Raw genomic sequence first — 14,101 nt, 5'->3', positions numbered from 1 at the left:
GTCTACTTCCCCGCCGGCGGCGCGTCCGTGATGCACGTCGCCGCGCCCGGACCGGTGACGCTCGCGCGACTCGCGCGCCGGCAGGGGAAGTATTGGCTTGCGATCGTACCCGGCCAGTTCGTCGAGCTTTCGCCCGACGTTGCACAGCGGAAGGCCGCGGCGACGACGCCGGTGTGGCCGCATGCGTTCGCGCGTTTCCGGGTGCCGCCCGACGTGTTCCTGTCCGAGTACGACAGCAACCACATTCACGGGGTGTACGGGGACTACGTCGACGATCTCGTGTGGGCGGCGAAGATGTTCGGGATCGACTACCGCGTGTTCGCCTGATCGGGGGCGTCAATCGTGCCGGCGGCGGCGCGCTGCGCGATCGGCCTTGACTTCGGCACCGAGTCGGCACGCGCCGTGCTGGTCGACACGGCCACCGGGCGCGTCGTCTCCACCGCCACCGCACCGTACACGCACGGCGTACTCGACCGGGCGCTCCCGGCCGGCGGCGCGCGCCTCGGACCGGACTGGGCGCTCCAGCACCCCGGGGACTGGCTCGTCGCGGCGGAGACGCTGCTCCGCGCGATGACCGCCGCCGGCGATCCGGCCGCCATTGCCGCGATCGGCGTCGACTTCACGTCGTGCACGGTGCTCCCCGCGGCGGCCGACGGCACACCGTTGTGCCTGCTCGCCGACTTCGCACGCGAGCCGCACGCGTGGCCGAAGCTCTGGAAGCACCACGCGGCGCAGCCGTACGCCGACCGCATCAACGCGCACGCCGCGGAGCCGGGCGGTGAGTTTCTCGCGTACTACGGCGGCAAGACCTCGTCGGAATGGATGTGGGCGAAAGGATGGCAGATGCTGGCCGAGGCGCCGCCGGGCGTGTCGCGGGCCGCGGCGCGCTGGATCGAGGGCGGCGACTGGCTCGTCTGGCAGCTGACCGGCGCGGAAGTCCGCAGCGTCGCGCAGGCGGGCTACAAAGCCCACTGGCAGAATGACGGGGGCTATCCCGCGCGCGAGTTCTGGCAGCGCCTCGATCCGGCGCTCCCCGGACTGCTCGAGCGCCTCGCGACCGCGCCCAGCCCGTTGGGCACCCGCGCCGGGGGGCTCGTTCCCGCGTGGGCATCGCGCACCGGCCTGCGCGCCGGCACGCCGGTCGCCGTCGCGGCAATCGACGCGCACGCCGCGGTTCCCGCCTTGGGCGTGCACGATCCGGGGCAGCTCGTGATGATCATGGGCACGTCAACCTGCCACATGCTCGTGGACACGCGCCGCCTCCCCGTGCGGGGCATCTCGGGCGTCGTGGCGGACGGCATTCTGCCGGGGTTGTTCGGATACGAGGCCGGCCAGGCGTCGGTCGGCGACATCTTCCTGTGGTTCGTGCGCACCGCCGTCCCGGCCCGGTGCGGGGAAGCCGAGGTGTTCGAGCGACTGGGGGAGGACGCCGCGCGGCTCGAGCCGGGCGCTTCCGGGCTCCTCGCCCTCGACTGGTGGAACGGCTGTCGCACGCCGCTCGTCGACGGCGAACTGTCGGGAGCGTTCGTGGGCCTTACGCTGACGACCGAGCCGCCGGAGATCTACCGCGCGCTGCTCGAGGCCACCGCCTACGGCACCCGTCGCGTCATCGAGACGTTCGAGGCGGGCGGCGTGCCGATTACCGGCCTCCACGCCTGCGGTGGGCTCGCCGAGCGCAATCCGCTGCTGCTGCAGATCACCGCGGACGTGACCGGCCGGCCGGTCGGGGCGGCGCGCGTGCCGGACGCCTCGGCCGTTGGGGCGGCGATCTACGCCGCGGCCGCGGCGGAGGGTGCGCACGACATGACGGGCGTGGTCCGCCGGATGGGCAGCGCCGAGCGCGTGATGTATCGTCCCAACACGGCGGCCCGGCGCGTCTACGAGGACCTGTACGCCGACTACGTGGAGCTGGCGCGCTATTTCGGCGAAGGCGGCAGCGGGGTGATGCGGCGCCTCCACGCCATGCATCGGAGGGGCACGGCCTAGCCCGCGTCGGTTCGGACCACGCCGGAAATGGCTGCGGCGACCGGCTGAGCCGGCCGCCGCTGCTGCAGACGCGCAACCTCGGTTGCCTAGGCCGCCATCTGCACCTTCACCGGTATCGGCTTCACGATCTCCGCCTTCGGAATCTTGACCTCCAGCACGCCGTCCTTGTAGACCGCTTTGGCCTCCGGGCCCTTCACGGGCGCGGGCAGCTTGAGCGTCCGGGTGAACGCCCCATGCACCAGCTCACGATAGAAGTAGTGGCGCTCTTTGATCTCTTCCTCGTGCTTCGTCTCGCCCTTCAACGTGATCGTGTCCTCGAGAACGGTGATGTCCACCTTCTTGGGGTCGATGTTGGGCAGCTCGGCCCGTACGACCACCTCGGTGTTGGTCTCGAACATCTCGATCGGCGGCTCCCACACTTTCGGAATCGCCGGCGTGCCCGTCCGCAGCGGATTCCTGAGCAAAAGCTCATCAAACATCCGATCCATCGTCCGGCGAAGGCCGCCCACATCCTCAAAGAAGAACGGATCCCACCTCAGCATGCTCATGGCCAACCTCCCTTACCACAACCTTGATGACGGGGTCGCACCCCCCAGACCGCCCCGCCTTCTTCAACGTACACCCGCCCGCCGTGCCGTACATCCGGCGCCCGACCGACGAGAATCGGGTCACGACCCGATGGGCGACCGGGTCCGGGTGTCTCTCGCGCCGGTCTCCCGGAATCGGTTCACGGATCGAACCGCAATAGGATTCAGGTCGGATAACTGCGGACCGGGCCTTCTCCTACAGTGGGTGGTGGATTGTGCCGTCCGTTCGCCACTCGACGCTCATCTCCCGGGAGGAGGGAACGCAATGATGAAACGGAGGACCTTCCTGAAGGCCGGTCTGGCGATGCCGTTTGCGCTGGCGGCCGGCCGCGCGGCGGACGCCGCGACTGCGCCGATGCCGATGATCCTCTGGCACAGCGAGGCGCGGCCTACCCGCATCAAAGCGATTCAGGAGTTGTGCGCGGCGTTCAACCGCGGCCAGAACCTTATCGCGATCACCCCGGAAAATCAAGACTACAGCAACGTGTACATGAAAATTTCCGCGGCCATCCAGGCCGGGCGTCCCCCCGACATGATGTTCACCGTGCCCGACCTCACGATGACCGTTCAGGCGGCAGGCGGGAAGATCCAGGACGTCAGCGCCGAGGTCGCCTCGCTCGGCGGCGTGTACCGCATCGATCCCGCGACGCTGCGTCCGTTCACGTGGGACGGCAAGTACTGGTCGGTGCCGCTCTACAACATGGCGGAGGTGTTGTGGTTCCGGACCGACTTGTTTAAGAAGGCGGGGCTCGATCCGGCGCAGCCGCCGAAGACCTGGTCGGCGCTGCTCAGCACGGCGCAGACCCTGGTTTCGAAGGGCGTCGTCAAGTTCCCGGTCGGGGTCGCCGGTGACTGGCACCTCGCCACGGTGCAGCAGGTGTACCCGCTCATGTGCACGGCGAAGGCCGAGGACCTGTTCGACACCAACGGCAACGTGGTCTTCGACAACCCCAACACCGTGCGCGCGTACGAGATGTATCTGAAACTGTTCAGAATGTCGCCGCCCGGTTCCGAGACCTGGCAGTGGGACCAGCCGCTCAACGCGCTGATCGCGGGCGAAGTCGCGATGGTGATCGAGAAGGGCCAGTACATCGAGCAGTGGGACCTGCGCACGAAGCAGCCGCCCGAGCTGCTCGGCGCGGGCCCGGTGCCCACTCCCGACACGGGCGGTCAGCACGCCACGGCGACATGGGACAACGGTATCCTGCTCCTCAACGCGACGCGGCAGGGCCGCCTTGGGTTCGACGCGTTCCTCGACCACCTGTACAAGCCGGAGAACATGGCGACCCTGCTCGGCGTGGGGCCGGGGTTGTTCCTGCCGGTGACGCAGGAAGCCGCGAGGGCGAAGGGCCTGCGCGACAACCCGACGCTCAACCGGCACTTCGCCGCGTTCAGCGTGGAGATCCGGGAGGAGAAGTACGGACGGCAGCTCGGTTTTACCAGGACGCCGTTCAGCAAGGACATCGGCCGCATCACGGGCCAGAACCTGCTGGCCTGGACGGCGCAGCAGATGATCCATCAGGGACTGTCGCCCGCCGCGGCGGTGAAGGCAGGACAGCAGAAGATCCGTGAGACCCTCACCTAGCCCGCTGGCGCATCCGGGCAGCGTCGCGCCCTCCCGGGGTGGATCATTCCCCGGGAGGGCGCTCGCGCGCGTGGGGGGGCCGTTCGCTTTCGCCGCCAAGACGCTCCAGAAAGACCCGTACTTCGGCTACCTGCTCGTCCTGCCGCTCGTGTTGTGGACGCTCTTGACGGTCGTCTACCCGTTCGTCGACGCGATGCGGCTCAGCGTGCTGAACATCGGATACGTCGGGACGGCCGGCCGGTTCGTCGGCCTGTCCAACTACGTCCGGGTCTTCGTGTCCGGGGAGTTCTGGCACGCGGCGCGGGTCACCGTGCTGTGGACCGCGCTCAACACAGTCCTCCAGGTGGCCGGCGGACTCATCGCGGCGCTCGTGCTGAATCAGGAGTTCTGGGGCCACGACGTCGTGCGCAGCTGGATTATTCTCCCGTGGCTGATGCCCTCGATCGTGCTTGCCACGATGGCCAAGTGGATGCTCGACCCGACGCTCGGCGTGGCCAACTATCTGCTCGCGAAGGGCGGCCTGGTCCACGGTCCCGTGTCGTTCCTCGGCAAGCCGGGGCTCGCGTTCCTGACCGCCACCCTCGTCAACGCCTGGCACTGGTTCCCGCTGTTCGCACTCATGATGCTTGCCGCGCTGCAGGCGATCCCGAAAGAAGTCACCGAGGCGGCCGAGGTGGACGGGGCCAACTACTGGCGCCGGCTCTGGTACGTCGAGCTGCCCTCGATCGGCGCGGTGCTCGCCGTCACGGTATTCATCGCGTCGTTGTGGGCGGCGAACATCTTCGACGTCATCTGGCTGCTGACGCGCGGCGGCCCGGCGAACGCGACCAATACCTTCGCGATCCTGATCTACTACAAGGGCTTCCAGGAATTCCGGATCAGCGCCGCGGCGGCGATTTCCATCGTGCTGTTTGCCGGCCTGCTGCTCTACGGCCTGGGGTACATGCGCCGCTTCATGCGCGACGTCGGGGAGGCGGAGTCGTGACCGCCGCGCTCAAGATCACCGGCCGCTATCTCTCCGTCGCCGCGGTCCTGGCCGTCGTCGTGCTGCCCGCGTACTGGGTCGTGATCAACTCGGTGAAGACGCTGCCGGAGCTGATCAGTCCGGTGCCGACCTTCTGGCCGCACACCTTCACGCTGCAGCACTACACGGACCTATTCACGCAGATTCCCTTCGGCACGTACTTCCGCAACAGCCTCGTCGTGGCGCTGGCCGTGACGGGGATCACGCTCGCGCTCTCGAGCCTTGCCGCGTACAGCCTCTACCGCTGCCGCTACCGGGGTCGGGAACTGCTGTTCGAGGCCTTCATGTCGAGCTATATCTTCCCGCGGGTGCTGCTGTTGATCCCGCTGTACGTGGCCTTCACGCGCCTGCGGATCATCGACACGCTGGCGGCGCTCGTGATCGTCTACGTGACGACGATCGCGCCGTTCAGCATCTGGATGCTCCGCGCGTTCTTCACGGAGGTCCCGCTCGAACTGGAAGACGCGGCGATGGTCGATGGCGCGGGCCGGTTCCAGGTGCTCGTCCGGATCTTCCTGCCGCTCACGGCGACGGGGCTCACGGCGCTCGGCCTGTACGCGTTTCTGATGTCCTGGACGGAATACTTTTTCGCGCTGGCGTTCATCATCAGCGGACCGCACAAGACGCTGCCGCTCGGTATGGCGCAGTTCCTGCAGGACTACAGCATCGACTGGGGCGTGCTCATGGCGAGCTCCGTCATCATCGCGATTCCACCCGTCATTCTGTTTGCGATCGCCGGGCGCTGGTTCATCAAAGGCCTCACGGCCGGCGCCATCAAGTAACCCGCGCGAGCGGAAAGGAGCGTGGCGCACATGGTGACCCGGACGGTGGCGGCGCCGATCGAGCAGTTCCACCGCACGGTCGGCGGACTGCTCCAGACCGTGGTGGAGGAAACCGGGCCCGAGATCAGGCGCGTGGCGGGCGTCCTCGCGGACGTCATCGCGAAGGACCACCTGCTGTACGTCTTCGGGACCGGGGGCCACTCCACGATCGCGGCGGAGGAGATGAGCTGGCGAGCCGGCGGCCTGGCGGCGGTCTACCCGGTCTTCGATCCCGGCGTATGCCTCGTGTTTGGCGGCCGGCGGTCGAGCGCGATCGAGCGCACGCCGCGGTACGCCCGGGCGGTGCTGGGCACGTACCCAATCACCCCCGACGACGTACTGATCGTCGCCAACGCCTATGGGATCAACGCCTGCACGATCGACGCGGCGCTGTGGGCGCGGGAGCGGCGGGTCACGACGGTCGGGATCACCTCGCCGGACTTCTCGAAGAAGGTGCCGCGGGACCACCCGGCCCGGCACCCCGGCGGCAAGAGCCTCTTCGAAGTGGTCGACTATGTCCTCGATACCAAGATGCCGGAGCGTGACGCGGTGTTGGAGTTCGCCGGTCTCACGCCGTGGGTGGCGCCGGTGTCCACCATCCTCAACTCGTTCGTGATCCAAGCGCTCGTCGCCGAAATTGCCGCCGCCCTCCTCGCGGCGGGCGTGATGCCGCCCGTCTGGACCAGCGGTAATATCCCCGGCGGCGACGACGCGAACCGTCGGCTGATCGAGCGCTACGCGGCGCGTATCCGGTGGCTGTAGCAATCATGACGTCAAGCGTCACGGGCAGGAACGTCGGCGGCGAGCCGGTCACGGTGACGCTCGCCGGGACGTCGATCGAGAGCGTGCGGCCTCCGCGGCCCGGCGAAACCGCGCCGGGCGACCTGTGGGTGCTTCCCGGCTTCGTGGACGTACAAGTAAACGGCTACGCCGGCTTCGACCTCAACGGCGCGAACGTCGGGCCCGAAACGGTCGCCGAGGTCGTGCGGGCGTTGTGGACGCGCGGGGTGACGCGGTTTTGTCCCACGATCTGCACCGCGGGGCACCGCCGGATGACCGCGGCCCTGCGCGCCGTCGCCCGCGCGTGCGACGAGATAGAGTTGGTCGACCGCGCGGTGGTCGGGATCCACGTCGAAGGTCCGTACATCTCGCCGGAGGACGGGCCGCGGGGCGCGCACCCCAAGGATTTCGTCCGCCTCCCGGATTGGTCTGAGGTGCAGGCGTTCCAGGACGCGGCCGGCGGACGGATCCGGCTATTCACGCTGGCGCCGGAGCTGCCGGGCGCAATCGACCTCATCGAGCGTCTGTCGCGCGCGGGCGTCGTTCCGGCAATCGGCCATACCAATGCCGCCGCACCGGATATCCGGGCGGCGGTGGACGCGGGGGCGCGCCTGTCGACGCATCTCGGCAACGGGGCGCACGCGGTGCTGCCCCGGCATCCCAATTACATCTGGGAGCAGCTGGCGGCCGACGCGCTCTCGGCCAGCCTGATCGTGGACGGCCATCACCTCCCGCCGTCCGTCGTGAAGGTGTTCTTGAGGGCGAAGGGGATCCACCGTTGCCTGCTCGTCAGCGATGCGGTATGGCTCGCCGGCCGTCCGCCGGGCACGTATCAGTTTCTCAGCGGCCCGGTCGAGGTCGCCGCGGACGGGGCGGTGCGCATCGCCGGCACCAAGTACCTCGCCGGGTCCGCGCTCGATCTCGGGACCGCGGTCGCGAATGTGATGAAGTTCACCGGAGTCGGACTCGCCGACGCGTCGGCGATGGCGTCGCGTCAACCGGCGGCGCTGCTCGGTCGTACGGATGTCGGATCGCTGGGGCCCGGGTGCGCCGCCGACATCGTGCTGGCCCGGTGGCCGTCGCATGACGGCGGATTCGAAGTCGTCCGGACGATCGCGGCGGGAGAGGTCGTCTACGAGCCCTGACCCCGCTCAACCGCTCGGCGTCCACCGCGGCGCGCGGGCCCGCGCGCTGCCGGGCGCCCGCAGGAAATACGACCTCGATCTGATAGACGGCACGCCGGCCGCGGAGTACGTTTTGTTGTGGGAGCGCGCGGACAACGGCAGGTAGCCGATCACCCGCCGTTCACGCGGAAGGCCCGTGTCGGTCAAGTGTACTTCGGGGGGCAACTCCGGAGAACGGCTGATTGACCGCAGGCTTCCGGCGGAACGGTCGAAAGGCGGTTACCGACCGGATACACCGCTGCGCTCCTCGATTTGTCACCCGGGGACGACGCGGGGAGGGATGCCGATGATTCCGGTCACGCGCGCCGCGCTGGCGGCGATGATCGACCAGACGCTGCTCGCCGCCGACGCCTCGCCGGCCGAGATCGAGGCGTTTGTCGCGACGGCGGTCGCGTACGGGTTCGGCCACGTGTGCGTGTTGCCGGCGGCGCTGCCCGCGGCGCGCCGGGTTACGGCCGGCACGAAAACCGGTGTCGTGGCCGTCGTCAGTTTCCCGCTCGGCGCGGACCTGTCCGACGTGAAGCGCGCGTCGGCGCGCGCCGCGCTCGACCGGGGCGCGGACGAGATCGACATGGTGGTCAACCTTGCGGCGGCCCGCATGGCCGATGGGGATGCCGTGGCGCGAGAGGTCGCGGCGGTGCGGGAGGGCATGCCCCCCGGCGCCATTCTCAAGGTCATCATCGAGATGCCGCTCTTGACGCGGTATCGGGCCGTCGTCATCGCGCGCGCCGCGGAGAGCGGCGGCGCCCAGATCATCAAGACGTCGACCGGTTTCAAGGCGCTCGGCATCCGGCCGACGTCGGCGGACGATGTGCGGCTGCTGCGGTCCGTCCTGAAACCTGAGACGGGGATCAAGGCGGCCGGCGGCGTCTCCTCCTGGACACAGGCGGCCGCGATGTTGGAGGCGGGCGCCACACGCATCGGCGCGAGCGCGGGCGTCGCGATCATCGACGAATTTACGGCGGCCGGCGCCGCGGCCTGACGCTCCGCCGAACCGCGGCGGCTCTTAGGTCCTGAGGCAGGCGAAGAGCGTACGCCCGTAGTTCTGGCGGTACGGGCCGGCGTGATCCGTATCGGTCCCGAGCGGCACGATCCGCGTAAACGATGTGTGCCGGCGGATGAAGTCGATGACGAAGTCGTCGTCCCACCGCGCGAGGGCGCCGCGCCACCAGCGTTCGTGCGCCTGGCCGGTGTCGATGAACAGGCAGGTTCCGGCGACCCTGTCCACCGCGTGCAGGAGGTCTTCCGCGCGGCCCCGCCTGGGGTGCAGCACGAAGTGGTGGAGCACGCTGAGGAGCAGCACCACATCCCACCTGCGGCCGCAGGATGAGAGGAACGTCTGTAGATCGTTGTGCACCGTTTGTTCCGGGCGGAGGCCGTAGGCGATCCGGCCGACCTTCAACGCCGACAGATCCGAATCGACGCCGGCCGCCGCGGCGCCGCGGCGTGCGAACGCGTGGACAAACCACCCGTAAGAGCAGGCCGCGTCGAGCACGGAGAGGCCGCCGAGCGGCCGGCCGGCCGCCGAGAGGAACTCGAGCATCATCGCCAGCCGATCGTTGCAGCGCCGCACGACGCTCCACGCGCCGTCGAATTCTACGGTGGGGATAGGCTGGTACAGCTCCCGGCGCCCCCGCGTCTGCGCGCAGGCCAGGACCAGCGACTGCAGCGGCGTCGGGGTCCGCGGCGGCGCGGCGGTCGCCACCACTTCGCGGCGGCCGAGCGCCCACGCGACCGCGAGCCGGTGGTGCCCGTCGCTCACGAGAAATGTGTTGGGCGTCAGCGTTTCACGGACAACGGGGAGCGACGCGGGCGCCGAGTGCCGGCGCCGGTACGTGAACTCCACTTCGGTCGCGTCGCCGCGCGCGGTACGTTCGTAGAGACGGACGAACGATCGGGCCTGGTCGGCGATGCCCTCGGACGTGCGGTGGCCGAAATAGCTTCCGCAGAGCCTGACGGACTGGACGGCGTTCTTGAAGTAGAGCGTCTGCTCGAGCAGGTGCCGTTCGAACAGCGCCTCGCCGGTCGCGCGATACTGCTCGAGAAACCGCACGTGCGGCGAATCGCGCAGCAGCATGGAGGCCCGCCGCGGGTCGCCTGTGGCCTCGGCCCACCGGCCCGCGTCGTAGGGCCCTTCGCCGCCGGCCAGGGTCTTGCGCAGGTCGACGGTCCGCACGCCGGCCGGAATGAAACGCTCAAGCACGTGGCTGATGATGGATGTCTGCTCCCCGCGGATGTCCGGTGATCGAGTCCCGCCGACACATTAACCATACCCATCGGGCGGCGGACGTGGCAAATCAGGGCGGCCCCGGTCTCCGGAGGAGCGGGCCCGCCACCCGCGCGATGATCGGCAGGGCCGCTACGAGCATTATCGCTCCGGCGGTGAAGCCGGTTCCCAGCCCGTAGGCCGCGATGATCGCACCGAAGGCGATCGGGCTGACGACCGTGGCCACGCGCTGCACCGCCTGACGGACGCCGAACGCGACGCCCTGCAGTTCGGGCGGCACGGGCGCGGTCATGAGGTTCATCGTCAGGGGATAGCCGAGGCCGGTGCCGGCGCCCATGAGGGCGCCGGCACCGGCCAGGAGCCAGAACTCCCGCAGCTGCGGCGTGATGCCCAGCGACCACGCCATGAGGGACACCGCGGTCAGCACAAGGCCGGTCATGCCGAGCCGCCGGGCGCCCGGCGCCAAGAGCGATCGGACGAGCATGGAGCTGAGGCTGGTCACCGCGAAGACGATGCCGATCAGTCCCTGCGACAGCCCGCTACGGCTCAAGTAAACCGGAAAGAACGACTGTTGAAGCTGCTGGCCGGCCACCACGAGAAACGAGATCAGCAGCACGGCCGGGATGCCGGGGTAGCGCAGAATCGTGCCGACGAGATGGTAGCCGCCCGTGAGCGAGACGACCTGACGCGACGGTGCGCGGACCGCGCGCAGCGTCCTCGCCAAGAACAAGCAGGGGACCATCAGCACGCCCGCGAGTACGAACGCGGCGACGTAGCCGGGCCCGCCGGCCACCGCGCCGCCGACGATCGGGCCGAGGACGGCGCCGCCGGAGCTCCAGAGCGAATAATAGCCGAAGTTGGCGAGGCGGTCGCGGGGCGCGCTCACCGAGGCGACGACCGCCTGCGCCGAGAGGGCGAACCCGATGTTGGCGCCGCTGAGCAGCGTGTAGGCGATCGCGACGGCCCAGACGCCGTGCACGGCGGCGAGGACTACGGCGGCGGCCGCGTATGCGACCACGGAGCCCACCGCCACGACGGCCGGGCCGTAGGCGTCGGCGACGGCCCCGGACGGAACCGCGATCAACAGCGGCACGATGCCCGCGAGGCCGACCACGAGGCCGATCTGCCCGAGGGACGCGCCGAGCGTCCCGAGATAGAGCGGGATGAACGGACCGATGACGTACCAGGTGCCGTTCGTGATCGCCGACAGCGCGTTGTTGAACGCGAGCACACGGCCGGGCCCGGGCGCGCCCCTCCGGGCTGCGTCCGCCGCCAGCGCGCGCACTCGAGTGTCAAGCGTCGTCATGCGATCGGGTCTCCGCCCGATCACCTTTTCGCCGCCCGCCCGATATGCCTGCCGGCCGCGCGGGACTACGCTTACCCCGGCGGCGCTTGAGCCGCGCCGCGCCGTGTTGGAGAATCGAGACTGGCAGGGGGGGTCGATGCGGAGGCGGTCATGAAGACACTGGCCATTGTCGTCGGCGGCGGACCGTCGCCGGGCATCAACGCGGTCATCGCCGCGGCCACGATCGAGGCGCGAAATCACGGGCTGCGCGTGATCGGCGTGCCGACCGGCTTCCAGGCGCTCGTGGCGGGCGACGTGAGCAAGGCGCGCGAACTCGACATCAACGACGTCTCGCGGATCCACTTCGAGGGGGGCTCGATCCTCGGCACGTCCCGGGTGAACCCGGCGAAGACGCCGGACGATCTCCGGCGCGTCACCGAGTCGCTCAGCCGGCTCGAGGTCTCGTACCTGGTCACGATCGGCGGCGACGACACCGCGTTCGGCGCGTCGCGGGTCGCTGCGGCGATGCAGGGCCGCCTGGCCACCGTGCACGTGCCGAAGACGATCGACAACGATCTACCGCTGCCGCCGGGCATTCCGACGTTCGGGTTTACGACCGCGGTGAACGTCGGCAAGGACCTGGTGCACAACCTGATGCAGGACGCCGCGACGGGCGGGCGGTGGTTCTTCGTCACGGTGATGGGCCGGCATGCCGGCCATCTCGCGCTCGGGGTCGCGGGCGCGGCCGGCGCCACGCTCGCGGTCATCCCGGAAGAGTTCCGCGCGGCAGAGGCGTCGAAGTCGCACCTGCCGCTCGGGCGCGTCGCCGACATCCTCGAAGGCTCGATCATCAAGCGTCTCGCCGACGGCCGCGAGCACGGGGTCGCGCTGCTGGCCGAGGGCCTGCTCGAAAATCTGGACCCGGCGACGCTCGGTCCGGTGGAGCGCGACAGCTACGGCAACATCCGCCTCGCGGAGCTCGACCTGGGACGCCTGCTGCGAGCCAAGGTAACGGAGAGCCTCGCCGCGCGCGGCCTGCGCGTGCAGATTCAGCCGCTCGATCTCGGGTACGAGCTGCGGTGCGCGCCGCCCGACGGATTCGACATTCAGTACTGCCGCGGGCTCGGCTATTCGGCGATTCGCTTTCTGCTGCAGGGCGGCAGCGGGGCGATGGTCACGGTGCAGGGCGACCGGCTGGTGCCGATTCCGTTCGCCGACATCATCGATCCGGCCACGGGACGCATCCGGGTGCGCCGGGTCGACGTCGAGTCCGAGATGTACGCGGTGTATCTCTCGTACATGATCCGCCTGCGGCCCGAAGATTTCGCCGATCCGGCGCGGGTGCGGGCGCTTGCGACCGCGGGCCGTCTCGCCGACGGGGAGTTCGTGAAACGGTTCCGCCCGGTGGCGGATGCGCTGCCGCAGGCCGCGGCGCGCGTGGGGCCGATGGTCGGGTAGGCACGATGCAAGCACCCGCGGCGGACCGGGAGGCCGGCCGCGGGCACGACGGCAGGAGGCGGTGGTGGCAGATGAACCTGGAGGCGATGATCGAGACGACGCGGGCGCTCACCGCGCGCGGCAAGGGTATCCTGGCCGCGGACGAGAGCCACGGCACGATCGGCAAGCGCTTCGCCGCGATCGGGGTGGAGAATACGGCGGAGAATCACCGGCAGTACCGGCAGCTGCTGTTCATGACGCCGGGCGTCGCCGAAATTCTGAGCGGCGTGATCCTCTACGACGAGACGATCCGCCAGAAGGCCGACGACGAAACGCCGTTTCCGCAGCTGCTCGTCCGCCTCGGCATCGTGCCCGGCATCAAGGTCGACGCGGGGGCCAAGCCGCTCGCCGGCGCGCCGGATGAGATGGTCACGGAGGGCCTCGACGGTCTGCGCGAGCGGCTCGCGGAGTACCGCAGCCTGGGGGCGCGGTTTGCCAAGTGGCGTGCCGTGATTCAGATCGGGGAGGGCCGCCCGAGCCGCTACTGCCTCGAGGCGAACGCGCACGCGCTCGGCCGCTACGCGGCGTTGTGCCAGGAGGCCGACCTCGTCCCGATCGTTGAGCCGGAGGTGCTGATGGACGGTTCGCACACGATCGAGCAGTGCTTCGATGCGACCCAGGCCGCGCTCGACACGCTGTTCCGGTCGCTGCGCGACCAGCGGCTCGTGCTGGAAGCGCTGCTGCTGAAGCCCAACATGGTCGTCGCGGGCGCGAAGTGCCCCCGGCAGGCCGGCGTCGAGGAAGTCGCGGAGGCGACCGTACGCTGTCTGCGCCGTACCGTGCCCGCGGCGGTGCCCGGCGTGATGTTTCTCTCCGGCGGACAGACGCCGGAGCACGCGACGCAGCATCTGAACGCGATGAACATGCTGCCGGGGCCGAGGCCGTGGGCATTGAGCTTCTCGTTCGCCCGCGCACTGCAACAGCCGGCGATGGACGCCTGGCGGGGCTCGCCGGCCGCGGTCCAAGCCGCGCAGCAGGCGTTTCTGCGCCGGGCGCGGCTGGTTTCAGCCGCCCGCGAGGGCCGGTACACTCCGGCGATGGAACAGGCCGCGGCGGCGGGTCCGGGACGGCGTTAGTCCGCTGATCGGCGACGACGGTCATGGCCGCGGCCGCTCCGGCGGCCGC

General features: G+C 69.7%; 13 protein-coding genes. 10 read left to right on the top strand and 3 right to left on the bottom strand.

Annotated elements, in window-relative coordinates; all coding sequences use genetic code 11:
- Nucleotides 1-327: fucose isomerase (locus VFL28_09915; protein ID HET7264977.1), on the top strand; the 327-nt coding region annotated here is incomplete at its 5' end.
- A gap of 15 nt (nucleotides 328-342) precedes the next feature.
- Complete coding sequence (locus VFL28_09910) at nucleotides 343-1,986, top strand: ribulokinase (protein HET7264976.1); 1,644 nt, start codon at nucleotides 343-345, stop codon at nucleotides 1,984-1,986.
- 86 nt (nucleotides 1,987-2,072) lie between these two features.
- Here VFL28_09910 and VFL28_09905 read toward each other — a convergent pair whose 3' ends face one another.
- Nucleotides 2,073-2,534: an Hsp20/alpha crystallin family protein gene (locus VFL28_09905; protein ID HET7264975.1), complete on the bottom strand. Its 462-nt coding sequence runs from the start codon at nucleotides 2,532-2,534 to the stop codon at nucleotides 2,073-2,075.
- 304 nt (nucleotides 2,535-2,838) lie between these two features.
- Between VFL28_09905 and VFL28_09900 the strand changes: the two genes are divergently transcribed.
- The 6 genes from VFL28_09900 (at nucleotide 2,839) to deoC (ending at nucleotide 8,949) form a co-directional block, all read left to right on the top strand.
- On the top strand, nucleotides 2,839-4,158 hold the full coding sequence (locus tag VFL28_09900; protein ID HET7264974.1) for an extracellular solute-binding protein: 1,320 nt from the start codon (nucleotides 2,839-2,841) through the stop codon (nucleotides 4,156-4,158).
- A gap of 70 nt (nucleotides 4,159-4,228) precedes the next feature.
- On the top strand, nucleotides 4,229-5,143 hold the full coding sequence (locus VFL28_09895; GenBank protein ID HET7264973.1) for a sugar ABC transporter permease: 915 nt from the start codon (nucleotides 4,229-4,231) through the stop codon (nucleotides 5,141-5,143).
- Complete coding sequence (locus VFL28_09890) at nucleotides 5,140-5,964, top strand: carbohydrate ABC transporter permease (protein ID HET7264972.1); 825 nt, start codon at nucleotides 5,140-5,142, stop codon at nucleotides 5,962-5,964. The genes VFL28_09895 and VFL28_09890 overlap by 4 nt, the downstream gene beginning before the upstream one ends.
- Nucleotides 5,965-5,994: 30 nt before the next feature.
- The gene (locus tag VFL28_09885) at nucleotides 5,995-6,765 is read left to right on the top strand and encodes a sugar isomerase domain-containing protein (GenBank protein ID HET7264971.1); all 771 of its coding nucleotides are present in this window, start codon (nucleotides 5,995-5,997) and stop codon (nucleotides 6,763-6,765) included.
- Between the two features lie 5 nt (nucleotides 6,766-6,770).
- The gene (locus VFL28_09880) at nucleotides 6,771-7,928 is read left to right on the top strand and encodes an amidohydrolase family protein (GenBank protein ID HET7264970.1); all 1,158 of its coding nucleotides are present in this window, start codon (nucleotides 6,771-6,773) and stop codon (nucleotides 7,926-7,928) included.
- 325 nt (nucleotides 7,929-8,253) lie between these two features.
- Complete coding sequence (deoC, locus tag VFL28_09875; protein ID HET7264969.1) at nucleotides 8,254-8,949, top strand: deoxyribose-phosphate aldolase; 696 nt, start codon at nucleotides 8,254-8,256, stop codon at nucleotides 8,947-8,949.
- Nucleotides 8,950-8,973: 24 nt separating this feature from the next.
- Here the strand turns inward: deoC and VFL28_09870 are convergent, their stop codons facing one another.
- Both VFL28_09870 and VFL28_09865 read right to left on the bottom strand, forming a co-directional pair.
- The gene (locus VFL28_09870) at nucleotides 8,974-10,170 is read right to left on the bottom strand and encodes a methyltransferase domain-containing protein (protein ID HET7264968.1); all 1,197 of its coding nucleotides are present in this window, start codon (nucleotides 10,168-10,170) and stop codon (nucleotides 8,974-8,976) included.
- Between the two features lie 94 nt (nucleotides 10,171-10,264).
- Nucleotides 10,265-11,500, bottom strand: coding sequence for an MFS transporter (locus VFL28_09865; GenBank protein HET7264967.1), 1,236 nt, complete (start codon nucleotides 11,498-11,500; stop codon nucleotides 10,265-10,267).
- 150 nt (nucleotides 11,501-11,650) lie between these two features.
- On the opposite strand from VFL28_09865, the gene pfp reads away from it, so the two are divergent.
- Both pfp and VFL28_09855 read left to right on the top strand, forming a co-directional pair.
- Complete coding sequence (pfp, locus tag VFL28_09860) at nucleotides 11,651-12,937, top strand: diphosphate--fructose-6-phosphate 1-phosphotransferase (protein HET7264966.1); 1,287 nt, start codon at nucleotides 11,651-11,653, stop codon at nucleotides 12,935-12,937.
- A 71-nt stretch (nucleotides 12,938-13,008) separates the two neighbouring features.
- Nucleotides 13,009-14,052 carry a class I fructose-bisphosphate aldolase gene (locus VFL28_09855; GenBank protein HET7264965.1) on the top strand — a complete coding sequence of 348 codons (1,044 nt, stop codon included), beginning with the start codon at nucleotides 13,009-13,011 and terminating at the stop codon, nucleotides 14,050-14,052.
- Nucleotides 14,053-14,101: the final 49 nt, after the last annotated feature.

The organism is bacterium, from assembly GCA_035691305.1.
Lineage (GTDB): Bacteria > Sysuimicrobiota > Sysuimicrobiia > Sysuimicrobiales > Segetimicrobiaceae > DASSJF01.
Note: the sequence above shows the minus strand (reverse complement) of the source record. Positions and strands in the feature narration are given on the sequence as shown.